The sequence below is a fragment of the Serratia sp. HNCC26DJ206 genome, from assembly GCF_057180605.1.
On the sequence record NZ_JBXUGP010000007.1, the window covers coordinates 51,828 to 77,492 of the forward strand.

General features: G+C 50.5%; 24 protein-coding genes. 5 read left to right on the top strand and 19 right to left on the bottom strand.

Translation table 11 applies throughout. The annotated features are described in order from the left end of the window. Positions 1–51 precede the first annotated feature (51 nt). The 15 genes from AC2A1E_RS06340 to AC2A1E_RS06410 form a co-directional block, all read right to left on the bottom strand. A complete protein-coding gene (locus AC2A1E_RS06340; RefSeq protein WP_484383053.1) occupies positions 52–411 on the bottom strand; it encodes a D-Ala-D-Ala carboxypeptidase family metallohydrolase in 360 nt (119 codons plus the stop codon). Further along, positions 411–1,154: a hypothetical protein gene (locus AC2A1E_RS06345; RefSeq protein ID WP_484383054.1), complete on the bottom strand. Its 744-nt coding sequence runs from the start codon at positions 1,152–1,154 to the stop codon at positions 411–413. The genes AC2A1E_RS06340 and AC2A1E_RS06345 overlap by 1 nt, the downstream gene beginning before the upstream one ends. Then, the gene (locus AC2A1E_RS06350; RefSeq protein WP_484383055.1) at positions 1,141–2,802 is read right to left on the bottom strand and encodes a pyocin knob domain-containing S74 family peptidase; all 1,662 of its coding nucleotides are present in this window, start codon (positions 2,800–2,802) and stop codon (positions 1,141–1,143) included. Before AC2A1E_RS06350 ends, AC2A1E_RS06345 begins: the two co-directional genes overlap by 14 nt. A 48-nt stretch (positions 2,803–2,850) precedes the next feature. Beyond that, positions 2,851–3,039, bottom strand: coding sequence for a hypothetical protein (locus tag AC2A1E_RS06355; protein WP_484383056.1), 189 nt, complete (start codon positions 3,037–3,039; stop codon positions 2,851–2,853). Then, positions 3,036–3,395 carry a hypothetical protein gene (locus AC2A1E_RS06360; RefSeq protein WP_484383057.1) on the bottom strand — a complete coding sequence of 120 codons (360 nt, stop codon included), beginning with the start codon at positions 3,393–3,395 and terminating at the stop codon, positions 3,036–3,038. The genes AC2A1E_RS06355 and AC2A1E_RS06360 overlap by 4 nt, the downstream gene beginning before the upstream one ends. Continuing rightward, a complete protein-coding gene (locus AC2A1E_RS06365; RefSeq protein ID WP_484383058.1) occupies positions 3,392–6,868 on the bottom strand; it encodes a TipJ family phage tail tip protein in 3,477 nt (1,158 codons plus the stop codon). The genes AC2A1E_RS06360 and AC2A1E_RS06365 overlap by 4 nt, the downstream gene beginning before the upstream one ends. 72 nt (positions 6,869–6,940) lie before the next feature. After that, entirely contained in the window at positions 6,941–7,510 is a 570-nt protein-coding gene (locus AC2A1E_RS06370; RefSeq protein WP_484383059.1) for a tail assembly protein, read from the bottom strand. Continuing rightward, positions 7,453–8,190 (bottom strand): C40 family peptidase, encoded by a 738-nt coding sequence (locus AC2A1E_RS06375; protein WP_484383128.1) that lies wholly within the window; start codon positions 8,188–8,190, stop codon positions 7,453–7,455. The genes AC2A1E_RS06370 and AC2A1E_RS06375 overlap by 58 nt, the downstream gene beginning before the upstream one ends. Positions 8,191–8,198: 8 nt before the next feature. Then, positions 8,199–8,906 (bottom strand): phage minor tail protein L, encoded by a 708-nt coding sequence (locus AC2A1E_RS06380; protein ID WP_473188533.1) that lies wholly within the window; start codon positions 8,904–8,906, stop codon positions 8,199–8,201. 17 nt (positions 8,907–8,923) lie between these two features. Further along, positions 8,924–9,253, bottom strand: a complete 330-nt coding sequence (locus tag AC2A1E_RS06385) for a phage tail protein (protein WP_473188534.1) — start codon at positions 9,251–9,253, stop codon at positions 8,924–8,926. After that, the gene (locus tag AC2A1E_RS06390) at positions 9,250–11,097 is read right to left on the bottom strand and encodes a hypothetical protein (RefSeq protein ID WP_484383060.1); all 1,848 of its coding nucleotides are present in this window, start codon (positions 11,095–11,097) and stop codon (positions 9,250–9,252) included. The genes AC2A1E_RS06385 and AC2A1E_RS06390 overlap by 4 nt, the downstream gene beginning before the upstream one ends. A 28-nt stretch (positions 11,098–11,125) precedes the next feature. Continuing rightward, a complete protein-coding gene (locus AC2A1E_RS06395) occupies positions 11,126–11,347 on the bottom strand; it encodes a phage tail assembly chaperone (protein ID WP_337261180.1) in 222 nt (73 codons plus the stop codon). Positions 11,348–11,436: 89 nt separating this feature from the next. Then, positions 11,437–11,838: a hypothetical protein gene (locus AC2A1E_RS06400; protein WP_484383061.1), complete on the bottom strand. Its 402-nt coding sequence runs from the start codon at positions 11,836–11,838 to the stop codon at positions 11,437–11,439. 174 nt (positions 11,839–12,012) lie between these two features. Further along, positions 12,013–12,939, bottom strand: coding sequence for a phage tail tube protein (locus AC2A1E_RS06405; RefSeq protein WP_484383062.1), 927 nt, complete (start codon positions 12,937–12,939; stop codon positions 12,013–12,015). A 359-nt stretch (positions 12,940–13,298) separates the two neighbouring features. Further along, positions 13,299–13,658: an antiterminator Q family protein gene (locus AC2A1E_RS06410; protein WP_484383063.1), complete on the bottom strand. Its 360-nt coding sequence runs from the start codon at positions 13,656–13,658 to the stop codon at positions 13,299–13,301. Between the two features lie 141 nt (positions 13,659–13,799). On the opposite strand from AC2A1E_RS06410, the gene AC2A1E_RS06415 reads away from it, so the two are divergent. Next, positions 13,800–14,510 carry an XRE family transcriptional regulator gene (locus tag AC2A1E_RS06415; protein WP_484383064.1) on the top strand — a complete coding sequence of 237 codons (711 nt, stop codon included), beginning with the start codon at positions 13,800–13,802 and terminating at the stop codon, positions 14,508–14,510. 37 nt (positions 14,511–14,547) lie between these two features. On the opposite strand, the gene cysH is transcribed toward AC2A1E_RS06415, so the two are convergent. The 3 genes from cysH to cysJ form a co-directional block, all read right to left on the bottom strand. Next, a complete protein-coding gene (cysH, locus tag AC2A1E_RS06420; RefSeq protein WP_484383065.1) occupies positions 14,548–15,282 on the bottom strand; it encodes a phosphoadenosine phosphosulfate reductase in 735 nt (244 codons plus the stop codon). A gap of 179 nt (positions 15,283–15,461) precedes the next feature. Further along, positions 15,462–17,177, bottom strand: coding sequence for an assimilatory sulfite reductase (NADPH) hemoprotein subunit (gene cysI, locus AC2A1E_RS06425; RefSeq protein WP_484383066.1), 1,716 nt, complete (start codon positions 17,175–17,177; stop codon positions 15,462–15,464). Further along, on the bottom strand, positions 17,177–18,982 hold the full coding sequence (cysJ, locus tag AC2A1E_RS06430) for an NADPH-dependent assimilatory sulfite reductase flavoprotein subunit (RefSeq protein ID WP_484383067.1): 1,806 nt from the start codon (positions 18,980–18,982) through the stop codon (positions 17,177–17,179). Before cysJ ends, cysI begins: the two co-directional genes overlap by 1 nt. Positions 18,983–19,399: 417 nt before the next feature. On the opposite strand from cysJ, the gene queD reads away from it, so the two are divergent. Continuing rightward, positions 19,400–19,759 (top strand): 6-carboxytetrahydropterin synthase QueD, encoded by a 360-nt coding sequence (queD, locus tag AC2A1E_RS06435; protein ID WP_484383068.1) that lies wholly within the window; start codon positions 19,400–19,402, stop codon positions 19,757–19,759. A gap of 76 nt (positions 19,760–19,835) precedes the next feature. Here the strand turns inward: queD and queE are convergent, their stop codons facing one another. Next, on the bottom strand, positions 19,836–20,507 hold the full coding sequence (gene queE, locus AC2A1E_RS06440; RefSeq protein WP_484383129.1) for a 7-carboxy-7-deazaguanine synthase QueE: 672 nt from the start codon (positions 20,505–20,507) through the stop codon (positions 19,836–19,838). Between the two features lie 266 nt (positions 20,508–20,773). Here queE and AC2A1E_RS06445 point away from each other — a divergent pair, with 266 nt between their 5' ends. From AC2A1E_RS06445 to hutH, 3 genes are all read left to right on the top strand, one after another. Next, a complete protein-coding gene (locus tag AC2A1E_RS06445; RefSeq protein WP_484383069.1) occupies positions 20,774–21,862 on the top strand; it encodes an acyltransferase family protein in 1,089 nt (362 codons plus the stop codon). Positions 21,863–22,385: 523 nt separating this feature from the next. Continuing rightward, complete coding sequence (gene hutU / locus AC2A1E_RS06450) at positions 22,386–24,077, top strand: urocanate hydratase (RefSeq protein ID WP_484383070.1); 1,692 nt, start codon at positions 22,386–22,388, stop codon at positions 24,075–24,077. Further along, on the top strand, positions 24,074–25,609 hold the full coding sequence (hutH, locus tag AC2A1E_RS06455; RefSeq protein ID WP_484383071.1) for a histidine ammonia-lyase: 1,536 nt from the start codon (positions 24,074–24,076) through the stop codon (positions 25,607–25,609). Before hutU ends, hutH begins: the two co-directional genes overlap by 4 nt. Positions 25,610–25,665: the final 56 nt, after the last annotated feature.

Here is a 25,665-nt window from a genome sequence, read left to right on the forward strand (position 1 = left end):
TGGGGCCAATCAACCCCAGCGGTAACGAGGTTGTGTGTAATTGTGTTTTCTCTATTGTTGCCAACGCGCCGCTGTAGCACGCACATCAATATGCGTGAAGTTTGCGTAGCGCCCGATACCATAACGGCCTGGATACTTCGCTTCAAGGTAGTCGGCTACCTGAGCAGGACTTTTCGTCATTATTTGGATATCAGCAGCCATGCCAAACAGGTGCTGGCTTGCTTGAGCACCACCAACGCTCACGTTGTAGGCAACGCAGCGACGGCCACTGAGGATGTTAACCGGTGCATTGAAATGCACACGTAGATCTTCCAATACGATAACCAGCTCTGGTGATACTTCGCATGCCCCACAGCCGCAGTGGCATGCAAACTCACTATTGTTAAAGTGCTCTGAAAGTTTCTTATTCATTATTTAATGATCCTCTGTGCTGCAGATATCATCCGCACTTTGACATAGTCTTCGTTATGCGGTTTTTGAGTGAAGCCCACGACCAACAAGCCAATCATTGTTCCGTGTGAAGGTGGAATGGCTGCATAACAGACGTAACTCACTCCCTCTTTTTTCTCCATTTCGTCAATTACAGTATTAACAATCAGAGGTACACAAAGTGTTTTTTGCGTGATTGTTTTGATGATATTTGCAGAATATTCAGAGTAGGGGCGAAGAGCCAAATCAGCAGTACCTTCAAGGTGATTGATTCGCCTATCGGCAACTCTAAAATAAATCGCTGAGCGTTTATTTTGATTTAGGTCCAGGGACCATATAGCAACGCTTTTCCCGTCAATGTCATTCATTAACTGGATTGCTTCCGTATCAACAATAGCATTATCCACTTGCGGCGTACCGTAGGTAGACATAAGCCAAAAGGATAGCTCTCTTCGTTGTTCCCACCCCACGTAACAAACACCAAAGAAAACAACCATCACCATCAGAATGGCTAATTTCTTCCAAGTATTAATATAGTTAAGCAGCCTGAAAGCATCCTCCCGAATGCCTTCCTGGGTATTTATAGTCTTCATATGCAGCCTTAAAAACCCACTATTCAAAGTGGCAAAAGGGAAATAAAAGCCTTGGCAATAACCAAGGCTTAAATGGGCTTTCTTATCATTTATGAAAAAGATTGACGGAAATTTTTCATTACCCTTCGGCAATAAATTTCTGTTCGAGCTGTTGAATACGTTGTTCTAACTCCTGCTGCCGGTTGAGTAGGTTTTTCACCACCTCAACAATAACACCAGTCGTGGCGCTGTAATCCAGAGTTAATGTGCCATCTGAAGCGGTATTCACTGCAACGGGGAATTTCTGCTGTACATCTTGGGCAATCAATCCGGCACTGGCGGTTTCACTGCTTTTATAAACCCAGGTCTTGCCGTTCCAGGACTGAATGATCTCCTCTGGATTTGTGATATTTTCGACCTGTTTTTTATGTCGAATATCAGAGGTTTGCTGTAGAGACTGACAGGCGAAAACACCATTGCTATGCCAAAAGAAGTTAGCATCACCAACATGCAGGAGCGTTTGAATATTTCCATTGGTTGGAAAATGGACATCCATACCGGCAAGATGCGCACGCCCCCATTGAGTGGCCTTCCAGATTTGATGAGCAGAGGTGTCAGCATTAGGGCAATCAACTAATAGGCCAGCAGATCTCTTCTGCCAATCTACGTAAGCACCACCTTGAACTGCACCACGAATAATACCATTGGCATCATTACTCATTAACATGCCACCCAATTGCAGCATTCCCGTATTCGTAAAGCTCCAATGGTTTTTTAGTACGTTATTGATATAATTCTGTATTACCCAAGAGCCATCAGGATCTTTATAGATATAACCATCCGCTGCTCCCACCGTAGTTTCAGTGCGGATATGGCGCCTACCACTATTTTGCAACAGAATTTGACTCCCTCTAAATATAGGGTTTTTGCTGGTATCAATCGGATTGGCGGAGTTATGCACCTCAGACCATTCAGCCCATTTTCCCGCATTCATACTACGGAAAAACATCCGTCCGTTCCCCTCACCAGCATAGGGAAGTGCCCATTGTTCCACTGAGGTATCTGAGTATTTATAGACGATGCAATAAAAGTAATATCCTGTTCCCTGCGGGCCGTTAGGGCTGAAATCATTACTTCTTAACAAAGAGGGGTATAGCCCTGGTGCTGTAACACTATTCCAATCTACCGTTTTGGGTGCACCACCGTCACTGTTCACTTGAAAGAAACGGTTATTCCCGGTTGGGCCACCAAAGGCACCGACCTCCATTAGTTGGCCCGCAGATGTCCCAACATCCCTTTCTGCCGCCGTTTTTAACCCAATATTTTTACGGAATGCCACTTTATCAGGAATATCAGTGCCATTTTTAGTTTTATCTAAGGCATTACTGACAGCGGTATTAAAAGCGGCCTGGCTTTTAACGGTAACTGCCGTACCATCAGGGGCCGTGAGTTTGATGTCACCAGTACCGGTCAGGATCTGTTGCCAACCATTAAGTTGCGTTTGGTAATAACTCAACATTGCCGTTAATTGATTGGCAAATGAAGCCGTGCTATTACTTTCAGCTACAATAATCCCGTAAGGAGAGTTGGTAAAGTCCTGTGTAATAGTGCGGCTCAGGGTCAACTGCGTAGCACTGTTGACCTTGCTGATTTGGTACATATCTACTTTTCCAACCCCCACCACCACCAGAATAGCGCCAGCGGCAATACCATTTTTGGCATCATCCCATTTGGTGTCGATACCAGTCACCAAAGTGGTGTTTATTTTTCCGGTAATTTTTCCAGTTTCGTACATTGACATAGCGTTGCTCTCTTTTAATTTGTTATTTTTATGATTAAAAAACGGTTTTTATATTTTTTTAACTTCTTTTTTTACAGAATCAACCTGGTTAATCCATTGCACCACTTTTTCAGGGAATCGTTCTCCATTCTCTTGAAAGTGTTTTGCCAGTTCATAAATGGCATCCAATTGATCACCTATTGACATATAGTTTTTACGCCGCTCCTCAGCGTAATCTTTTTTTAGTCTAATCTTCATGGTGTCACCCTAATGGAGAAGTCCTGATAAGGGAAGTTGAATACCTGTATATGATATTCAGCATTATGCAAAAAAGATAATTCAATATCAGTACCATCAGCTTGATACTCTTCATTATCAATACGGACTTTAGAACCAATGGGAACATTTTTTAGGACATTATCAGAGTAAGTAATGTCCATTACTGGCCGCTCAACAATTGCATTTCCTTTAAGAAAAAAAAGGTTACTATCAAAATACCCTTCTACTTTCGTTAAACCACTGGCTTTTGCCGTTGCTTCTGCATCTATATCTCTGCACAATGCATGTTGTAATATACGACCAACTGAATCACAAAATGAAAATTGTTTACTCATCTCATAGCCCCCCATATTGCCATATTAGCATTATTAAATGTCACATCATTATTTTCACCACGCCACTCTAGTGAGAATGTATAGGTTCCTGCACCAAGAAATGCGCTACACATTAATACGGGAGTATCATTGGCAACTCCAGCATGAAATATTGAAAACTCCTGTCCATTTATTTTCAAAGTAGCCTTTGTATGTGCATGAGCAGTATAATTTTGTGAAATCGTGATAATTATCATCACTCTAGTATCAAAGGGGTAATATACACTACCGGAAATTATCTGAACAACATTACCACTACCATTTTGTGTCATCTGTGGAGACGATGCAAAAGACGTTGGTATTATTACTGCATTATCTTTTATTCTTAAAGTATCAACCTGAGCGCTTCCTATTTTCGCACTTGTTATTGAGGCGTCAGCTATCTTCACACTCGTAATACTCCCATCCTTAATAAAAGCGCTATTAATAATCGTCTGACTACCATCAATCACAAAGGGTGTACTGGTGGTGCCATTGGCGGTATTAATAAAGGCAAATCTATCGGCGGAAAAGAGTACCTGGCTCTGCATGCCGCTAGGGGTATTTTCTACCCCCACGCCAATACCGGCTGCATACTGTTTGCCGTTGCTGGTGGTGCCAACCTTAATATTCCAGGATGCAGACAGTTTGCCATTGATATCCGCGACGGTTTTCGAAGTTTGCTGAACATCAGCGGAAACAGTGCCAATCTGGCTGTTTAGCCCGGTAATTTGCTGCGACGTTGCACTGCTGTTGTTAGCCACAGTGGTCGACAACTGGGTTAAAGATGCCGCCGTATTATCAGTTTTACTGGTTAATTGCTGTAGCACCGTGGCGGTAGCCTGTTCGCCATCCGCCACCACCTGTTTCACCTCGGTAATTGACGCATCCGTTTGGCCAACCTTTTTCCGCCATTCGCGTGCATCGGCATCGTTCGCCAAGGCATTACTGATAATGGCATTCGCCGCTTCGTTCAGGTCCTGATTATTTTTTTCTACGCTGTCCGTCAGGCTTTTGCCTAATTCACTGCTCATTACCTGATCGGCAATCACGTCCAGGATTTCTGACGCATCGCTGCTGGTTTGCGCTTCAACGCCGATAAACGCCGATTTACCGTAAGGGTTTACCGAGCGGACGTAGTAGTAATAGGTTTTGCCATGCTTTAAGCGATCGTGAATGTAGTAGCTGCTGGTGACCAACTTCATCGCCATCGATTCTACTTGATTCAGCGTCAGCGCTTTTTCCGCATACCAGAACTCAAACAAAGTATTAAAGGAAACCGCTCCGGCAAAATGCGGCTGCAAAGTAATGCGCCCCACCCCAGGCGTGACATCAATATAGGCCGGGGGCGCGGGGGCATTAAGAGAAAAGTCGACCACCGTCTCTTCCCCTAAACGCCCCTCGCTGTCGCGGCAGCGTACGGAGATCTGATAATTAGCTACCTCTAGGCCGTTCAGCAGATATTGCGTATCGGGGGTATTTTCCCGCAATACCACCGCCCCGCCCCTGGTGAGCTTCACCTCAAAAGTGACATGCTGGTTCACCGTTGGAGTCGACCAGTAAGCGCGAGCCTGCGTGACGCTGCTGTCTGGGATCGCTTCCACCAGCAGATGTTCCACCGGCGGCAGGTTACCGCCATAAGGCCGAGCAGGCTTGGGATCAAAGCGGACGCCGTTATCCACCGCCGCTTCTTTTTCCGGCACATGTTGCAATGCATTAATGCTGTAAGTGCCATCGTCGTTTTCACCGATCGACATGGCGCGGAACAGCCGCGGCTTCAGGCTGGCAAGCGAGAGCGTCCAAACGCCTTGCAACTGGAGGCCTGTCACATCCTGAGCCAATACCACCTGATTAGGCAGTGGCCGCGAGGCGATATCCACCTGAGCAGGCTTATTATCTTTCCCGATATACCCCAAGTAAGCGCGCTGCCCAGCGGGGATGGTGATGTCGCGGTCCAGCGTAACAGTGCGGCCACTGATGGCCTTGATGCGCCCACCGCTGCGGCTGCCGGTATACTGGTTATCAACGATTTCAATGATATCCCCTGGCAGATGCTTCATACCTTCGCGCCCGACATTGAAACTGACCGACTGCTTTTCCAGCCGTTCGGTTTGCAGGATCCACTGACCAGTGCGACGGGCCTGACCGCGCGAGGTACAGCCGAAGGCATCGATCTCGGTGACGTTGAGACCGTAACGGGCAATCATCACATCGTCAGAAACGTATTCCGTCGCGGTTTTCCAACCATTGGCGGGATCGATATAGCGCACATGGGCCGCCGTATGCCGTGCCTTCTGGGCGCTGGATTGATAACTGAAGCTGCCATCCACCACGTTGGCATTGGTATAACGCCAGACAGGATCGCTGGGCCGATCCTGCACACAGCTCATCTGCATGCCATCCCACACCGGCATGGCACGGAAGATCGAAGCCAGATCGTTCACCACCTCATACGCCTGACGACGATCGGTGATATAGCAGTTACAGGTCATGCGCGGTTCTTTGTTACCGAAACCGTCGTCGACCATCACATCGCAGTATTGTGCAATGCTATACATGGCCCACTTGTCGCAACCAAAATTCCCTAGGCGTTTCCCCAAGCCATAACGCTCGTTCATCACCAGGTCGTAGAAGATCCACGCCGGGTTATTGCTCCAGGCAATCTTGAAGCTGCCATCCCACATCCCAGTGTAAGTACGGGTTTCCGGCGCATAGTTGCTGGGAACTTTGATCATCAGGCCGCGAATCAGATAGTTACGCTTTGGCACTCCCTGAAACTGCGAGGAATCAAAAGAGAGCCCCACCAGCGCGGTATTCGGGTAACTGAGTTTGCTGTCGATGATTTCGGTATAGCTGGACCACAGGGTTTTATTCTCGACTTTACTGCTGGTGCTGTCTGGGGTGTTACGTACCACCCTGATATTAAACGGAGCCTTCGGTAGCGCGGTCAAAAATACCGAACGCAGGTATTGTGAACGGATTTTTCCCTCAATCTTCACCGTTTCACGGGTTTGCCAGGTACTACCGTTGCTGACCTGAACCAGCAACTCAACGCTGCTGCCGTTAATGTCCCCTTCCGAGGTTTGCGAGAACAGCGCGCTGACGCCAACGGTGACACGAACACGGTCGATATCCGTAGAAGAGATGGTTCTGATCAGCGGTGCGCCATATTTCACTTCGGTAGAAACCGGCACTTCATTCTCTGCGGATGAAAACCCTTCCAGGCAGGATTGCTGCTGTGTCCCAGCCAGCCATTGCGCATTAACGCCGGAAAAGTTGTTGGAGCCATCGCTGTTCTGAATCGGAGTATCATTAAGATAGACCCCTTTTAGCCCACCAACCGGGCCTTCGATCTGCCCTTCGCAAAGCAGATCGATAATGGATAATTGCTGTTTTGACTTTAAGTTATCCGCTTGTTCTACTGGCGTGCGAGCGCCACCGCCACCTTTGCCCATACATACCTCAGATAAAAAAACCCCAGCGAGGCCAGGGTTGAGTGAAAAGAAAAATTGCTGATTGACGCGAACTTACTCGGTGGCTAGCCCTTGGCTCAGCACCTTGGAGCCAATTCGCACTTCCCCATAACACAGGGGAATGGCTGCGCCTTGAGCAATGCCGTTATCCAGATTGGAAAAGGCGGTATTGGTGATGTTTTTGTCTCCTGCTATGGGTGTGGTTGGCATTTTGGTCAGCATGCTAGCAACTCCACTGAGCGCCATCCCCAAACCTGAGACCGCAAGCCCCCAGGTACTTGCTCCCCAAGCGGCCATAGATAACCCCCCCGTGACGAATGCGGCACCAATCATGGCAACACCCAGCACCACGCTGAATAGTCCGGCGTTTTTGGCACCAGCTAGATGCGGCACGATGTGGATTACCGCATGTTCCGGTAGCGGAGAACTCATCCCCTTATCCAGCGTTTCGTCATTGAGGTCGTTTTTAGCGATACGAACTCGGTAATATCCAGGCTGGATATGCTGGCGCAGCCCAGGAATTTGCGAGATCAGCGCACGCAGCGCTTCCCCTGCGGTATGGACTTCTAAGTGAAAGCGGCGGCCATATCGTTGCAGATCGCCGTAAAAGCAGACGGTTGCCATGCTTGATGTCTCCATATTGAATGCGTGTATTGCTGCCAGTAACCGCCATAGGTATCCCGGCGGCTTAAACGGTGCGGCACATGATGCAGAATGGTCTGATCGCCGCAGTAGATGGCGGCATGATTGGCTCGTGCGCTGCCAAGGCAGATCAGCAACACATCGCCGGGTTGGGGCTTGTCGTCAGCAATGCGGCTAAAACCGGCGCTGACGATATTCTCCAGATAAAGCTCCTGTTCACCGAGCCACCAGTCATCTTCACGTTCTGCCTCCGGTAATTCGATACCAGCCAGATGATAAGCATCACGAATCAAGGTGTAACAGTCGGTCGTACCATGCAGGAATTGACGGCCCAACAGCGGTAAACAGTTGCGAAAGCGCAGGAGATCTCCGCGGCTCGCCAGCCACCATTCGCAGGCGGTACGTTTTTGTATCGCGCGATCGGCTTCGCTGAGATAGTTCGGCCCGCCGGGGTGGCTATGTACCACCGCCAGAATGTCGCCTTGCAGTTGCGCACGTAACCAATCATCGGGTGAGATTTCAAAATTCAGCTCCGGACAATCGGCGATATTCTTGCAAGGCAGATAGCGTGGTTGATCTTCAGTGCTGACCACCAGTCCGCAGCACTCAAGCGGTGCTTCTGCGGCGGCATGCTGCAGAATCTGCTGCTCAATGCCCATAATGCCCCCTATCAGCGGCTGAGTTTGGCAGCGGACGGGAAGCCACCAAATGGCAAGATGCCGTTCTTGCCGAAACGCATTTTGCAGGAGTTCAGCCGTTTACCGCATTTATCCAGCTGTGCCGATGTGGTGGGATTGTCTTTCTCATCCGCCACCGGGCTACCACGATAGCTACAGTTGGCTGAACGGTATTCCCAGGGGCAGATGTCGCTGATAATTACCCTAGCAGGCAGCATGGCACCATCGCTTTCACTGGGCAGTGCCAGTTCATAGGTCGCCGCCTCACTGGTAAGATTAGTCAGCCGCTCAATGACATAGCGGCTGACTAATTCCTGCGTAGCATCCGCCTGCGGGTTCCCCTGCTTGAAGTTCACCGCATCCAGCGCGCGACGCGGAACTTGGCGACGCGTGACGACCGCACCCACCAGATCGTCAAAATCTTCGTTCAAACCAGTGAGCAAACCGCTGATATTAGCCACGGTAAGTTTGGGTCGATTGCTGGTGCCCTGGCCATTAAATTCAAAACCATTGGCTTGAATCGGGTAAGGAGGATAACTCTTCCCTTGCCACACCAGCGTTTCCCCTTTTTCATTTAGTCCGGCGTGGAAACGCAGCAAATCACCACCGATAAAGGTGAGATCGACCTGGTAGAGATCGAGCAAAGTATCCTGCTCAATGGCAGCACTGGATTGCACCAGTGAGTTACTGATATTTCTCATTTTATTGATCCTTACTGTCAGGCGACAACTTCCTGGAAAGTAGCACTCAGCGAATTCCAATAACCGTTAACGGTCAGGTTCCACTCTTCGCATTTGAACAGCGCACTTTTCAGGGTGTCGGGAGGCAGCCAACTGAAAGCCTGCGCTCCACCGTGCTCAGTCAGAAACTGATCGATGGTCCTGACATCTTCCGCGCTGCCAGAAAACTGCAGCGAGTAACTGCGCAACTGGTTATTGATACCGTCGGGTGAGCGCTGCTCATAACCATCGCCAAAAGAGACCACTTTGACTTTCGGCTTTACACTCACTTGCAGCGATTCTTCCGGGATCCAAGTAAAGGTTTTCACGCGTATGCTCCTCTATTTAATAACCCACCAGGGCGTTGCTCATTACTGACCACCTCATACACCTTGCTCTTGATCATACCGGCCAGTTGGCTTAGCCCTTCGGCAGACATTGACGAACCGCCGCCCTCGTTTTGCACGGTAACCGGGACATTAATGGAGAGCGATGAGCCACCGCCCGACGACGGTGCGCCGTTCAGGAACTGTTTTAGATCGGCGTTAGTGCGGCTATCCACCACCCGCTCGCCGCGATCCAGCAACCAGGTGCCTTCCCTTGGAATATAATCAATGCCGCTATGGGCCTGACCGGAGAGAGTGACACTGGCGAGAGTTGAGAGAACACCTGCACCAGCAGCTGCGATAGCGGCCATGTTGGCAAATTTTTGCATCGGAGTTACTGCTGTTTCATCGCTCATAGCCTGCATAATGGCAACTTGTAGATTGAGCATCGCTTTAGAAACCGCAAAACCTTTCGAGAGCGCAAACATTTGTTGATAAGCGGCAGAGTCTTTCCCTCCCGTTAGTTCTGCCACATTCATTAAACTACCCACTGCGCCACTCATGCTATCCATGCCGCTTTGCAAGGAGGCCATCTGCGTCTGCTCTTCTTGACGATGAAGCTCTATCCGCTGCTGCGAGGCCGTGGTAGCAATAGCGGTTTTCGTGTCTTCATAAAGCTGATAGTTGGCCAGGTCTACCATTTGGCTTTGCCCAACTGTAGCCAATTGATCTTGTTCATTATTATTGATCTGATCTAACGCAGAGGGGGGATTGGCTTTAGTAATTAAATCTTTGGCGTATTGTTGCCCGGCGGCTATTTTTTGCTTTCTTTCGTCTTCTTTTGCCTTGGCAGCCGCCAATTCTTGTAGTTTCTGTTCTTCTTCCCGCTCCAGACGGCGGATAGCAAGGTGTTGCTCAGCAAAATTGACCGATTCCTTTTGTAAGGTAATGGTGGCGGTCAGCCTGTTTTGTGAGTCTTCGGGTTGTGGGTCCGGTAACTGATTTAAATGATTGCTACTTTCTAATGGATTATTTAAAGATTTACTAACAGACTCTTTTACTCCTTTTAACCTATCTAATATCTCATTGTGGTTTTTAAGTTGTAATTTTGCTGCTTCAACGGCCAATTTTGCAGGATTGGAGTAAAATTCTGGTGGGGTGACTTTTATATTATCGTATTGCGGATTATCTGGGTCCGCCAAAGACATTGGCTCGGATGCTCTTTTATATTCATTCTCTTTTTCTTTAACCCCCTCCTCTTTTAATAACTTCTCACGCTCCATTGCTGTAATTAATTGATTTAAAGCTAGATTGTATCTATCTTTATCCGCTTTGGTTGTTAACGGTTTTTTATCATAATACTCCAGTACGCTGATAGCATCGCGCTCCATTTCACTTATTTTTTTATCAATGGAATTTATGACACCAATAGTTATTCTTGTACCGACTGCTGTTGCAACCCCATAGGGACCAAAACTTGGTGCCAAAGATGAAACCTCATCAGCGACACGATTATATGAATCATTATTCTTTTTTGAGACAGAATAAGCGTCGCCTGAGATTTTATCGGATAAGAGTTTCTTTATGGCACTTTGGTTGTTATTCTCAGAACTAGCCGCACCATTCAGTGAAATATTAATCACTGTATTGCCGCTTTTCCCACTATTCCCCTTTAAGCTGTTTAAAGCATCGCTGCAATCAACAGCAATAGCATTTAATTTGTCAGTAGCCTGTGCTAGAGAGGCCGTTCCCGATGCCGCATTCTTTATATTTTTGCAATACTCTTTAATAGATTGCGTGCTTTTATCTATACTTTTGTTGTCAATAATGACGGTGTTATTTGCCATATATTACCTGCCTTATCATTAACCCGGCTCATGTCCGGTTTCCCTCGCGTATCAGCACCAAGTGACGCATTATTTCGACTTCGATTGGATCCAACTGCCGGCAGGTCAAACGACACCATGCCTCCAACTCGCCGTAGCTGAAGGGCTGACCATTATAAAATTCGGCAAACCATTGGTAGAGATAGCCGAGCTCTTCCGGGAAGGGCGTATTATCCAGTTCAACAAGCTTTGCCGGTTTTTTACCGGTCACTTGCCACACTTTTTCCAGATGCTTACGCAGAGCAACTTTACTCCCCTTGGGGGGAATATTCAGTTCCCATTCCGCCGCGAGGCGTTGAATTAACTGATCGCGGCGTTGGCGAAAAAAACGCTGTGGTCCGCTGCAACACGATTCACCGTGTCATACATATGGGGGTTGGTTTGTAAAAAGAGTTTGACGTTCTCTGTGGTACAGGGTTCGTCATAGGTCCAGTCAATAATCAATTGGGCGATGGAATCTAACGCCACTTCTTCATAGATTTTATCATCCATGGTTTTATTTTTGGCTTCCGCATCACGCACATATTCGCGAATACGGCGATAACCATCAGCCTCCGCTTTACGGAAGCGTTCGCTGTAGGTACTTAATACGGTAAGGAGTTCACCGGTTTGCACCCCTTTATCGCCACCAGGGATCACTACAGGGATCTCGATACCGGCATTAGCTTTAGAGGCAATATTTAACTCACGAAAACTGGCCATAATTATTATCCTACTTGTTATGATTTTATTTAAAAATCCCGAACCACCGAAAAATGACTTTCTGATGGCCGGGAGTGTTTATCTTTAAAACTAAAAAAATCACACTGCCTGAGCCAAAGGATCGCTTAGGCAGATATTTTTATTATTTTTGTTATTCTTCAAACCTGGATATTATTACGCCACGACCCGCGTAATCTGCACGCTGGCGCCAACGGTGCGATCCAGTAACCCGCGATAATTGAGGTTGATCATAATATCGCCTTCGCCATCAATACTGCGCGGTGCTTCAGTAAATTTCAGGCGAGGTACTTTGACCGTGTATTTTTTGGTTGCGCTATTGGGATCTAGCAAATCAAAACTGATATTACTCTCCGTTTCGTTGATAAATTTCTTACGGTAGGTGTTATCCTCAAAATAGGTGTTGAGGGTGCCGCTTACCGTACGGCGCTTGGTGCTTGGCGTAATGGCGGTTTTTGAACCAACGACATAACGCGATTCAATGCCGTTTTCTACCGTCAGATCCACTTCGGTAACCACAGAGACTGCTTTGCCCCCTTCCAGCAGCGAACCTGAGAAACCATCCATTGGTGCCGTTGTGGTTGCAGCAGTAATAGTTGCTCCCGTTGGCAGCGCGGTGGCAATCTCCATGGTACGGCCGATGATGCCAAACTCGATAGTGGTGATCCCTTCGGCACTCACTTTCATCGACATAGAGTTGATTTCACAGCCGCGGTAGATAGTGTACTGACCATCAGCAGCAGGCAGATCTGCCTGGTAATCAATAAAGGTAAATGACTGACGCAGAACACCCGCCGTCAATTTATTATCGGTAGTCCATGTGCTGCGTAATGCCGCAGCGATCAAATCATCGAAAGTGCCGAAAGTCAGTTCTGCAGACAGAGAACCTTCAACGCTGCGAGTCCCCAAACGCAGATCAGAAAGCTCTGCATCGCTGCGCAACTCAGAAGATTCAAGCGTACTGATTTTGATATCCAGTGAGTTTTGCGTTGCGCGGAACACCGTCAGCGCTGGAGTATTTGGGGTAGTTCCGCTAATTGCTTCTTTAACAAAGTAAACCGAATGGCGTGCGCCCTGTGACATAGTCGTCTCCAATTACTTAACTATTATTGTTTTTTGCCCGATTGGCGGTGGGAAAAGCGTTCTTCCCGGTGTACATACGCACCGATTCAGTGTGCATATGATTTACGGCAATAAGTCGTCACCGACAGCAACGCGCCTATTGACCGTGAATACGTTTTTCAGAGGTACAAACAAAAAAGCCCTTCACGCAGAGGAGAAGGGCTTCAGGTGGCTGAGTTCAAGATACAACTCTTTGACCTTATAGTTGTTACTATACCTGTTAATCAGATTAGATCAACACTTTTTTGTTGTTATTTTTGTTGTGGGCAAAAAAATACCGCCTTACGGCGGTATCTCAAGAAAACAGGTTGGAAGTGTCTTCAAGCGGTTGCGGCAGTCTCGGTATAAGAGAAGATTTGCCCAGCGATGAAGGCCTCGGCAACACGCAGTAGATTGGCGACATAGCTCTGTGCCTTACCGATCTCTCTCGCCAAACGGTTCTGGCTGACGCGATAAACATAATGCGCAACAATCAATTTATAAGCCAGTAAATCAAAGCGTTTAAGCCCGGCAACCGCCGCGTCGATCAGCATGCCTTCCTTATCATCAATACGGATCCGGTTGGATGTACTCATCGGCAATGCTTCTTGAAAAGTAATATTTACCGTTGCGAACTCTGTTCCCAGATGGCAACGAGCCCAGTTTCCCCACGTCTCAAGGCTTGCCTTTACATTGTTCATTTTTGCTCCAAGACAGACTAAATACAGTTGTTGTATACTACATACTTATAGTTGTTAAATCAATATAATCACGTTGTATCAACCCTCACAGGTTGTTATTGAATTTTTTTCATTTATAATCAGGGGAACAGGAGATGAATTATGCAAACTTTAGGTGAACGCCTTGCTAAGCGGCGCGAACAACTGGGCTTGAGCCAAAAGGCCTTGGCAGAAAAAGTCGGGGTCAGCCAGCAGTCGATCAATAAAATTGAGACTGGGCAAACCCGCTCACCACGCAATCTGGAGAAACTGGCAGAGGCTCTTTCGGTAACATCACAGTGGTTGCTGTTTGGTGAGAGCAACTCAGCAGCAACGTCACCTAAACTCGATGAAATCAAAGAGAGCCGCTTACGCGTTGAAGAGTGGGAATCCATGGAGCAGGATCAGAAAGAGTTCATCGATATACCGGTGCTAGACGTTGAGGCGTCGGCGGGTAGCGGTGCAATGCCAGAAGAGGAAAGGGAAATCTATCGCCTGCCGTTTCGGCGCTATACCCTGCGGCGCTTGGGGGTGAATGCCCGTGATGCGCGGGTTGTCAGAGTGATTGGCAACAGCATGGCACCGCTGTTGCGCAGCGGCGACGTGGTAGGGATTGATACCGCGAATCAGTTTCCGATCAACGATGGCGATTATTATGCGATCCGGGATGGGGATTTAATCCGCGTCAAGCAGTTGGTGGCCAAGCCTGATGGTGGGGTGATCATCAAGAGCTTTAATAGTGCTGAGTATCCCGATGAGTCTCTGAATCGTCAGGAATTTGAACAACGCATCCATATTATTGGCCGGGTTTTCTGGTCTTCGACTATCTGGTAAACACAATGAGGGGTTTCCCCCCTCATTGCCAGTAACCTCAGCCTTCGTGCAGCCCGCACTCACGCTTCAGGCCGAAGAAGCGGGTTTCCTCCTCCTTCATGCCCTCTTCCCATTTACGGGTGGTGTGCGTATCGCCAACCGATAAGTACCCTTGTTCCCACATCGGGTGATAACTCAGCCCGTGCTCGGTCAGATACTGGTAAATCTGACGATTATCCCAGTCGATGATCGGCAAAATCTTGAACACCCCGCGTTGTACCGCGATCACCGGCAGGTTGGCACGGCTGCCGGACTGCTCGCGGCGTAAACCAGCGAACCAGGTCTGTGCACCCAGTGTTTCCAGCGCACGGTTCATCGGTTCAACCTTGTTGAGCTGATTGTATTTCTCAATCCCCTCAACGCCCTGCTCCCACAGTTTGCCGTAACGCGCTTCCTGCCAGGCCGGTGAATGCTCGGCACGGAACACTTGCAGATTGAGCTGCAGTTTGTCGGCCAGTTGATCGATAAACTGATAAGTTTCCGGGAACAGGTAACCGGTATCGGTCAGGATCACCGGGATATCCGGTTTGATGCGGGTGACCAGATGCAGACAGACCGCCGCCTGAATACCAAAGCTGGAAGAAAGCACGAATTCACCCGGCAAATGCTCCAGCGCCCAGGCGACTCGTTCCTGCGCCGAGAAGTGTTCCAACTGACCATTAACTACCGCCAGTGCCAGCGCCTGCCCTGATTTTGGCAAGGCATTCAGCGCTACCAGATCGAGTTCAGCCATGTTGCTTGCCTCCTGATACTGCTCATTAATTCCCTCACCCCGGCCCTCTCCCCCAAGTAGAGGGAGTAAGACTGTGCACTTGATAAGTTCCTGATTCCTATTGAACCAGCAAGCTCAAACCGTTCCCTTTTACTTTCGGTGAGGGCGAATATAGACACCCGACTCGCATGCCGCGTTTTTTAATCCCAGAAGTCCCGGGCTGAATCCACCACCGGCCGAACAATCCCGGCGCGGATCGTGAAATCGCCAAAACCTTCGCCCGCATTGCGCTCTTGCGCCCAGCGGCCTACTAGTCGATCAATTTCCTGCAAAATGTCGGCTTCATTAATATTCTCACGGTACATGCGTGGAATACGCGTGCCTTCGCGGTTGCCGCCCAAATGCAGGTTGTAGCGGCCAATCGCTTTGCCCACCAGGCCGATCTCCGCCAGCAGTGCACGGCCACAGCCGTTCGGGCAACCGGTGATACGCAACACGATGTGCTCATCACCCACGCCGTGCTGCTGCATGATGCCTTCCACCTTGGTGACAAACTCGGGCAGGAAGCGTTCGGCCTCGGCCATCGCCAACGGGCAAGTAGGATAAGACACGCAGGCCATCGAGTTTTTGCGCTGCTCGCTGACCGCGTCGTCAATCAGGCAATGCTTACGCGCCAGCGCTTCGATCTTCGCCTTTTCACTCTCCGCGACCCCGGCCACAATCAGGTTTTGGTTGGCCGTCAGGCGGAAATCGCCCTTGTGGATCTTGGCGATCTCGGCCATGCCGGTTTTCAGCGGGCGCCCTGGATAGTCCAGCAGGCGGCCATTCTCAATAAACAACGTTAAGTGCCACTGTTGATCGATGCCTTTTACCCAGCCGATACGATCGCCACGGCCGGTAAATTCATACGGACGTACCGGTTCAAAGGTAATACCGGCGCGTTTTTCTACTTCGGCGCGGAAGGTGTCCACACCAACACGTTCCAGCGTGTATTTGGTTTTGGCATTTTTGCGATCGGTACGGTTCCCCCAATCGCGTTGGGTGGTGACCACCGCTTCAGCGACCGCCAGCGTGTGCTCCAGCGGGATATAGCCGAATTCGCTCGCCTTACGTGCATAGGTTTTCTTATTACCATGCTCGATCGACAGACCACCGCCCACCAACAGGTTAAAGCCCACCAGCTTGCCGTTTTTGGCGATAGCCACAAAGTTCATGTCATTGGCGTGCAGATCGACATCGTTTTGCGGCGGGATCACTACCGTGGTTTTAAACTTGCGCGGCAGATAGGTAGCCCCGAGGATCGGCTCTTCATCGGTAGTCGCCACCTTTTCTTGATCCAGCCACACTTCGGCATAGGCACGGGTACGTGGCAGCAGGTGTTCGGAAATTTTCTTCGCCCACTCGTAGGCTTGCTGATGCAGTTCAGACTCTACCGGGTTCGACGTACAGAGCACGTTGCGGTTAACGTCATTGGCGGTTGCCAATGCGTCCAGCCCCAGGCGATTCAGCAACTGATGCACCGGCTTCACATTGCCTTTCAGGATGCCGTGAAACTGGAACGTCTGGCGGTTGGTAATACGGATACTGCCGTACAGGGTGCTTTCCTGCGCAAACTTGTCGATACCCAACCACTGCTGCGGAGTGATAATCCCCCCCGGCAGGCGGCAGCGCAGCATCATAGCGTGGCGCGGCTCCAGCTTCTGCTCAGCACGTTCGGCGCGAATATCACGGTCGTCCTGCTGGTACATGCCGTGGAAACGGATCAGCAGGAAGTTGTCGCCGTTGAAGCCGCCGGTCAGGCCGTCTTTTAAATCTTCCGCAATGGTGCCGCGCAGGAAGTTGCTCTCTTTCTTCAAGCGTTCGGCATCGGCCAATTTGCCTTCCACAACCAGAGGCCCAGGGTGTTTATCACTCATCAGTACACATCCCGTTGATAACGGCGCTCAAGGCGCAGCTCACTTAAAAACTCATCTGCCTGCTCGGTATCCATACCACCGTGCTCGGCCACCAGTGCTAATAATGTATTTTCAACGTCTTTCGCCATGCGGTTAGCATCGCCACAGACATAAATGTGTGCGCCTTGCTGGATCCAGCGCCAGACTTCTGCCCCCTGTTCGCGCAGTTTGTCCTGCACGTAGACTTTATGCTGCTGATCGCGCGACCAGGCCAGATCGATGCGGGTCAATAATCCGTCTTTCACATAGCGTTGCCATTCAACCTGATACAGGAAATCTTCGGTAAAGTGCGGGTTGCCGAAGAACAGCCAGTTTTTCCCCGTTGCGCCATCGGCTTCACGCTGCTGCATAAAGGCGCGGAACGGCGCAATACCGGTGCCTGAGCCGATCATGATCACTGGCGTTTCTGGATTAATAGGCAGGCGGAAATTGTCGTTATGTTCGATAAACACCCGCAGATCGCCCTCTTCTTCCAGGCGATCCGCCAGGAAACTGGAGGCACCGCCCGCACGGGCACGGCCGTCGATGTCGTAGCGCACCACGCCAACGGTGATATGCACTTCGTTTTCATTCTCCGCCTGTGAGGAGGCGATTGAATACAAACGCGGCGTCAACGGGCGCAGCAGGCCAAGCAACTGCTCGGCGTTCAAATCCGCAGGAGCCTGACGCACCATATCAACAATCGGCGTATTCTGCGCGTAGTGCTGCAGCTTGGCTTTATCGGCCAGCAGGCCAATCAGTTTTTCATCGCGCGACAGTGCGGCATATTTTTCCACGATCGGCGTGGTGTTCTGCGTCAGCTCGAAGTGATTACGTAAAGCCTCGCGCAGCGGCAAAGTTTTACCTTCGACCTCAACCGGTTCGTCGCCTTTCAGCCACAGCAATTGCACCAATTCGCTCACCAATTCCGGATCGTTATCGAACCAGACGCCCAGCGCGTCTCCCGGTTGGTAACGCAAGCCGGAATCCCCTAGGTCAATTTCGATATGGCGCACATCTTTATCTGAACCACGGCCGGTGATCTGTTGCTTCACCGCCAGTTGCGCGGTCAACGGCTGTTCTTTGCTGTAAGGACTGCTGTCGAGTTGATCGACGGCACCGCTCGCCAATACGCTCGGCGCGCTGCTTTCTACGGGCGCACGCCCCTTCAGCACTTCAACTACCTGCTTGCGCCATGCGCTTGCCAGTTCCTGATATTCCACATCGGCATCGATACGTTCAACCAAACGTTCTGCACCCAACTCTGCCAGCTTGGCGTCAAAATCTTTACCGGACTGGCAGAAGTTCTCGTAAGAAGTGTCGCCTAAACCGAATACGGCAAAGGCGGTGTCGGTGAGCTTTGGCGCTTTTTTCGAATACAGGAATTTATGCAGCGCGACCGCTTCTTCCGCCGGTTCGCCCTCTCCTTGGGTAGAGGCCACCACCACCAGCAGGCGCTCCTGAGCGATTTGCTTGAACTTGTAGTCGCCAGCATTCACCAAGGTGACGCTCAGTTTGGCCGCCAGTAGATCGTCACGTAGCTGTTCCGCCAGCCGGCGCGCATTGCCGGTCTGGGAAGCAGAAATCACGGTAATGCTGGCCGCAGCGGCAGCAGGCACCGCTGGCGCGTTGGCGACAGCTCCCGGTTGTTGATTAACCATTCCCCAGAAGTAACCGGACAGCCACGCCAGTTGCGTTGGTGAATACTCACCAATTGCGGCCTGAAGGCGCGCCAACTGTTCGGGTGTCAGCGGGAGCAAAGATGTTGGAGGTGCCTGAGTCGTCATCGCAGTACGGATATCCTATGCTTAGCCAATGTCGGTCGCTGTTTGCTTGCCTGAAAAGATCAGGAGAGTTTGTAAGGTTACCGAGCGCAATTGCAACGATTAAATAAGGGATAGCAATAATTAATAACCAAAATGACTAAGCTGTTTTTCTGGTAAGGGATAGCGGTTAAAGCGTTAAGAGCGTTTTTTTATCCACATGAAAGTAAAACACTTTTTACGGTCATTATGGAATGAATCGCATTTATGGTTGATGACCTCATCCGATAAGCAACACACGGACCAAACAAAAAAAGTGTTAAGCCCAAGCTGCTGAGCTGCGGTAGTTAGAATACTGAAGGTATGGAAGGGTATAAATGGTAAGCAAAGCCGCTTTTCGCTACACTGTGCGGCGTTTTTTGAATCAATGAGGCCAAAATAATGGCAACCACGCTGTTTAAAGATTTTCTGTTTGAAGCCGCCCATCGTTTGCCGCACGTTCCCGAGGGCCATAAATGTGGCCGCCTGCACGGGCATTCATTTATGGTGCGTTTGGAAGTCACCGGTGAAGTGGATGCACACACCGGCTGGGTAATGGATTTTGCCGAACTGAAGGCGGCGTTTGATCCGATTTGGCAACGCCTGGATCACCATTATCTCAACGATATTCCAGGATTGGAAAATCCCACCAGCGAAGTGCTTGCCGCCTGGATCTGGCAACAGCTCAAACCACGGTTGCCAGAATTAACGGCGGTAATGGTGAAAGAGACCTGTACCGCAGGCTGTGTGTATAAGGGCTGAAAGAGCAAGGTACAGAGTGAGGGGCTTAATCCCCTCATCCTAACCCTTTCCCCAAAGGAGAGGGAACTGGCCAGTCTTAGGCAATATTCAAATATTTATGGGTTTGCATCGAAAGCCGCCAGTTGCGTGCGATGCAGGTTGCAATACACAAACGCGTCGCCTCTTCTTTCTGGCTGATCGGTTGCAGTGCGATGATACGGCGCTTCTCATCATGCAGCGTTGCCAGTAACTCATCCAGTGCCTCAATATCACGCTCACGCCCGACCGGGTGTTTGATCTCATCAGCACGCGCCAGCGCTTGCTGCAAGACTTTCATTCCACCGCGCATGTTTACTTTCGGTGAAACCGTCACCCAGGTATTGGGGGAGCAGAGGATTTCATGGGTGCCACTGGTTTCTATCTGGCAGCCATAGCCACTGTTTTCAAACAATGTGGTCAGCGGGATCAGATCGTAGAGACAAGGTTCACCGCCGGTGATCACAATATGGCGCGCGGTATAACCTTGCTGCTGGATCACCTTGAGTAATTGCTCGGCGCTGGCGCTGCCCCAGGCATCGCTTTCAGCGGTTTTTACCAGGATCCGCTGCATATCCACTTCCCGATCGGCATCCTTTTCCCAGGTGTGTTTGGTATCGCACCAGCTACACCCCACCGGGCAGCCCTGCAGACGAATAAAAATAGCCGGAACGCCGGTAAAATAGCCTTCCCCTTGCAAGGTTTGGAACATCTCGTTAATCGGATACTGCATCGTTTTCTCAATCAGGCAGGGTAAAAACGCATTATCGCAGATCCTGCTTCTGCGGCCAAACGGGGTCAGGATTACCAGAGCATAGCCCGTTGGTAGCTGCGTAATATCTGCCACTGAGTTATCACACATTTCTGAGCACCCGGCATTGCAAACCGCCTGTTAATATTGAGCTCCCTATCGAGAAGAAAATCTAACAATTCACTTTCGATTTCATGGCAATACCTTTAGGCTATACGACACTTTTTCTCCCCCATGGACGACAACATTTGAAAGAGAATAAAATTGAAAGCGTGCAAGCTTTGCGCGGTTTGGCTGCTCTTGCCGTCATGTTTTTTCATTACCGCTGGATTCTAAACTCAGACACACCAAGCTTAGGTAATCAAATATTTGGCCTTGGCGCAGTGGGTGTTGATTTATTCTTTATTATCAGTGGATTCGTTATTACCCTTTCTATAGAAAGGGCGCAGCCTAAGCAGATTGGCACCCTAACTTTCATTAAAAAACGGGCAATACGTCTGCTACCGGCTTATTACGTTTTACTGTTGATTACTTTCCTATTTTCGGGGGCAATGAGTACCTTTCATTACCCTGAAAAGGTGCGTAACTTGCTCAGTGCACTCACTTTTACCCCCTACGATACCACGCACGCCCCTTTCTATGTGGATGATAGTGGTATGTACGGCATTCGCTGGACGCTGAACTACGAAATTTATTTCTATTTGGTCACTGCTCTTAGCCTGCTGTTTAAAAAACACTGGGTCGTGTTGTATAGCTTTTTTGCCTGTACGTTGGTTGCTCTGCCTTTGCTTGTGGGATTAACGCCGACGTTGAGTGTGTCAGGCTATAATTTTGGTTCAGCCCATTTAAACCTGATGACGAATCCTATTATCTGGCAGTTCTTGGCGGGTGTGACAATTGGCTTGTTATACCCTTACCTGAAGAATACCCCAGCAAAATGGTCATTTCCTCTGTTGATCCTCGCTATCGCTGCCGCTGTGTGGGGAATGTACTTTAATGGCTATAACAACCATGGTATTGATTCTGCGGGTGCTTTTCTTACCTTGCTTTTCTTGGCAGTGGTAATATGCGATCGTTATCTAGCCAGATATACCCCACGTTTTTTGGTTTATCTTGGGAAAATTTCCTACTCACTTTATCTGCTCCATACAATGCTCAATGCAGCGTTAGATGGTCGCATAGATAAACTGGGGATACCTTACGGTTGGCCACGTTTTATACTGTATTCCGCTTTAGCTATCCTGCTGGCACATTTTTCTTACAAGTACATTGAGCAATGGTTTTCACGCAAGCTCAGCTCAGATAAAGCCACCACCTCCCAAGTTAAACCCGCCTAAACAGCAAAAGCCCTTCACGGGCTTTCAGACTGCTGACAAAGCCAGATATTAGGGAGAGCGTGCCGAAGGGGTCGTAGCGGCGTAAGCCGCCGGAGCGCCCCTCGGTGCGCTAGGCCCGAGTATCTCGGGCTTAAAAACCACTTTGTCATCAACCTCAAATGCCCTTCATGGGTTTTTGTTCTTTCTCCGCAATATAACTTCCTTATCCTTGCATCTAACTTGTAATGGGTATGTAAATTTATTGTGATTTAACGCTCAAAAATGACGCTATTTTAATTCATTTTTGCAGAGTAACTCACTATTCTGCCGGGCTTAATTCATGGTTTTCCTGCTAAAAAACCATCTACTCGATTGATTAAAAAAAGAAATTACTTTTCATTATGACTTTTTCACCGCTGACTGGTCAGTGTTGCATATGCTTGTACATACAAGTATATGTTAATTATCCCGACGCATTGTTATGACATGGTGAGAGATCTGCTGCGTCATAAAATTTGTACCGATACTGTTTGAGGAAATAGCTGTGACTGCAAATAACAAAGTTCGCAACGTCGATATACGCGCGCCCCGCGGCACTCAACTAAATGCCAAAAGTTGGCAGACCGAAGCCCCCCTGCGTATGCTAATGAATAACCTCGATCCTGAAGTGGCGGAAAACCCGCACGAACTGGTGGTGTACGGCGGTATCGGCCGTGCTGCCCGTGATTGGGATTGTTACGACAAGATTGTTGAAACCCTCAAAAAACTGGAAGACGACGAAACCTTGCTGGTGCAGTCCGGCAAACCGGTCGGCGTATTCAAAACCCATAGCAACGCCCCGCGTGTGCTGATCGCCAACTCCAACCTGGTTCCGCATTGGGCGACTTGGGAACACTTCAACGAACTGGATGCCAAAGGCTTGGCGATGTATGGCCAGATGACCGCTGGCAGTTGGATCTACATCGGCAGCCAGGGCATCGTGCAGGGCACCTATGAAACCTTCGTCGAAGCTGGCCGCCAGCATTACAACGGCAGCCTGCAAGGCCGCTGGGTACTGACCGCAGGCTTGGGTGGCATGGGCGGCGCGCAGCCACTGGCCGCCACGCTGGCCGGGGCCTGCTCGCTGAATATCGAATGTCAGCAGAGCCGTATCGATTTCCGCCTGAAAACCCGCTACGTCGACGAACAAGCTACCGATCTCGACGACGCGCTGGCGCGCATCAAGCGCTACACCGCCGAAGGCAAAGCCATCTCCATCGCCCTGTGTGGTAACGCGGCCGAGATCCTGCCGGAGTTGGTCAAACGCGGCGTGCGCCCGGATATGGTCACCGATCAGACCAGCGCCCACGATCCGCTGAACGGTTATCTGCCGAAAGGCTGGAGCTGGGAAGAGTATCGCCGCCGTGCGCAGACCGAACCCGCGCTGGTGGTCAACGCGGCCAAGCAATCAATGGCTGAACATGTTGAAGCCATGCTGGCCTTCCAGAAAATGGGCGTGCCGACCTTTGACTATGGCAACAACATCCGTCAGATGGCAAAAGAGATGGGCGTCAGCAATGCCTTTGATTTCCCAGGATTTGTCCCAGCCTACATCCGCCCACTGTTCTGTCGCGGCATCGGCCCGTTCCGCTGGGCAGCGCTGTCTGGCGATCCGCAAGATATCTACAAAACCGATGCGATGGTGAAAGAGCTGATCCCAGACGATGAGCATCTGCATCGCTGGCTGGATATGGCGCGTGAGCGCATCAGCTTCCAAGGCTTACCCGCACGTATCTGCTGGGTCGGTTTGGGCCAACGCGCCAAGCTAGGGCTGGCGTTCAACGAGATGGTACGCCGTGGCGAACTCTCTGCACCGATCGTGATTGGTCGTGACCATCTGGACTCCGGTTCAGTATCCAGCCCCAACCGCGAAACCGAATCGATGAAAGACGGTTCCGATGCGGTATCCGACTGGCCGTTACTCAATGCCCTGCTGAACACCGCCAGCGGCGCGACCTGGGTTTCTCTACACCACGGCGGTGGTGTCGGCATGGGCTTCTCGCAGCATTCCGGAATGGTGATCCTCTGTGACGGCACCGACGAGGCCGCTGAGCGAATTGCTCGCGTGCTGCATAACGATCCGGCCACCGGCGTGATGCGTCATGCTGACGCAGGCTATGATATTGCTATCGATTGTGCATGCGAGCAGGGCCTCAACCTGCCAATGATCGCGGCCACTCAGGGAGACAAAGCATGAAAGCACTGACTATTCGCCCAGGCAAACTGACGCTTGCCGAGCTGCGCCAGGTTTATCAACAGCCGGTAAAACTGACTCTGGACGACCATGCTTATAGCGCGATCCAACAAAGCGTGGCCTGTGTAGAACGCATTGTGGAAGAAAACCGCACCACCTATGGGATCAACACGGGTTTTGGTCTGTTGGCCTCAAGCCGTATCGCCCGTAACGATCTGGAAAACCTCCAACGCTCCCTTGTGCTTTCTCACGCCGCCGGCGTTGGCGCGCCGACCGATGACAATCTGGTGCGCCTGATCATGGTGCTGAAGATCAACAGCCTGTCGCGCGGTTTTTCCGGTATCCGTCTGGAAGTGATTCAGGCATTGATGGCTCTGGTGAATGCCGAAGTCTATCCGCATATTCCGCTGAAGGGTTCCGTCGGTGCTTCCGGCGATCTGGCACCGCTGGCACACATGAGCCTGGTCTTGCTGGGTGAAGGCAAAGCCCGTTATCAGGGCGAATGGTTGCCAGCGGTCGATGCGCTGGCTAAAGCGGGCCTGAAGCCGATTCAGCTCGCCGCTAAAGAAGGGCTGGCACTGTTGAACGGTACTCAGGTTTCTGCCGCCTTTGCCCTACGCGGCCTGTTTGATGCAGAAGATCTGTACGCGGCGGCGACCGTCACCGGCAGCCTGACGGTAGAAGCAGCGTTGGGCTCCCGCAGCCCGTTCGATGCACGGATCCATGAAGTGCGCGGCCAACGTGGCCAGATCGATGCAGCCGCCGCGTATCGCCATCTGCTAGGGGAACGTAGCGGCGTATCTGACTCGCACCACAACTGTGACAAAGTGCAGGATCCCTACTCCCTGCGCTGCCAGCCACAGGTGATGGGAGCCTGCCTGACGCAGATCCGCAATGCAGCAGAAGTCCTGGAGATCGAAGCCAACGCGGTTTCCGATAACCCGCTGGTGTTTGCTGACCAAGGTGATGTGCTGTCCGGCGGTAACTTCCACGCTGAACCGGTGGCCATGGCTGCCGACAATCTGGCACTGGCGTTCGCTGAAATCGGTTCGCTCGCCGAGCGCCGTATTTCTCTGATGATGGATAAACACATGTCGCAGCTACCACCATTCCTGGTGGATAACGGCGGCGTGAACTCCGGCTTTATGATCGCACAGGTCACCGCAGCAGCCTTGACCAGCGAGAACAAAGCACTGGCACACCCGGCCAGCGTCGACAGTATTCCGACGTCGGCCAACCAGGAGGACCACGTTTCTATGGCCCCAGCCGCTGGCCGTCGCCTGTGGGAAATGGCCGATAACGTGCGCGGTATCCTGGCGGTAGAGTGGCTGGCGGCCTGCCAAGGGCTGGATCTGCGTAAGGGTCTGCAAACCACCGAAGGCCTGGAACAGGCGCGCCGCCTGCTGCGCGAATATGTCAGCTACTACGATAAGGATCGGTTCTTCGCTCCCGATATCGAAGCCGCCAGTGCGCTGTTGGCGGCCGGTCATCTGACATCACTGATACCCGCGGCGCTGTTGCCTAGCCAGGCGTAGCCGTTTCTTTAATCTGCCCTCTGGATTGCAAATCGCAGCTAGCAACGTTGCGGTTT

What these genes read in the sequence shown, in the direction of transcription:
- AC2A1E_RS06415 (WP_484383064.1), top strand. Translation starts at nt 13,800, where the DNA reads ATGCAAACTTTAGGTGAACGCCTTGCTAAGCGGCGCGAACAACTGGGC.
- AC2A1E_RS06405 (WP_484383062.1), bottom strand. Translation starts at nt 12,939, where the DNA reads ATGTCACAGGGCGCACGCCATTCGGTTTACTTTGTTAAAGAAGCAATT.
- queE (WP_484383129.1), bottom strand. Translation starts at nt 20,507, where the DNA reads ATGCAGTATCCGATTAACGAGATGTTCCAAACCTTGCAAGGGGAAGGC.
- cysI (WP_484383066.1), bottom strand. Translation starts at nt 17,177, where the DNA reads ATGAGTGATAAACACCCTGGGCCTCTGGTTGTGGAAGGCAAATTGGCC.
- AC2A1E_RS06380 (WP_473188533.1), bottom strand. Translation starts at nt 8,906, where the DNA reads ATGAGAAATATCAGTAACTCACTGGTGCAATCCAGTGCTGCCATTGAG.
- AC2A1E_RS06360 (WP_484383057.1), bottom strand. Translation starts at nt 3,395, where the DNA reads ATGAGTAAACAATTTTCATTTTGTGATTCAGTTGGTCGTATATTACAA.
- cysJ (WP_484383067.1), bottom strand. Translation starts at nt 18,982, where the DNA reads ATGACGACTCAGGCACCTCCAACATCTTTGCTCCCGCTGACACCCGAA.
- AC2A1E_RS06340 (WP_484383053.1), bottom strand. Translation starts at nt 411, where the DNA reads ATGAATAAGAAACTTTCAGAGCACTTTAACAATAGTGAGTTTGCATGC.
- AC2A1E_RS06390 (WP_484383060.1), bottom strand. Translation starts at nt 11,097, where the DNA reads ATGGCAAATAACACCGTCATTATTGACAACAAAAGTATAGATAAAAGC.
- AC2A1E_RS06355 (WP_484383056.1), bottom strand. Translation starts at nt 3,039, where the DNA reads ATGAAGATTAGACTAAAAAAAGATTACGCTGAGGAGCGGCGTAAAAAC.
- queD (WP_484383068.1), top strand. Translation starts at nt 19,400, where the DNA reads ATGGCAACCACGCTGTTTAAAGATTTTCTGTTTGAAGCCGCCCATCGT.
- hutH (WP_484383071.1), top strand. Translation starts at nt 24,074, where the DNA reads ATGAAAGCACTGACTATTCGCCCAGGCAAACTGACGCTTGCCGAGCTG.
- AC2A1E_RS06350 (WP_484383055.1), bottom strand. Translation starts at nt 2,802, where the DNA reads ATGTCAATGTACGAAACTGGAAAAATTACCGGAAAAATAAACACCACT.
- AC2A1E_RS06410 (WP_484383063.1), bottom strand. Translation starts at nt 13,658, where the DNA reads ATGAACAATGTAAAGGCAAGCCTTGAGACGTGGGGAAACTGGGCTCGT.
- AC2A1E_RS06400 (WP_484383061.1), bottom strand. Translation starts at nt 11,838, where the DNA reads ATGGCCAGTTTTCGTGAGTTAAATATTGCCTCTAAAGCTAATGCCGGT.
- AC2A1E_RS06365 (WP_484383058.1), bottom strand. Translation starts at nt 6,868, where the DNA reads ATGGGCAAAGGTGGCGGTGGCGCTCGCACGCCAGTAGAACAAGCGGAT.
- cysH (WP_484383065.1), bottom strand. Translation starts at nt 15,282, where the DNA reads ATGGCTGAACTCGATCTGGTAGCGCTGAATGCCTTGCCAAAATCAGGG.
- AC2A1E_RS06370 (WP_484383059.1), bottom strand. Translation starts at nt 7,510, where the DNA reads ATGGCAACCGTCTGCTTTTACGGCGATCTGCAACGATATGGCCGCCGC.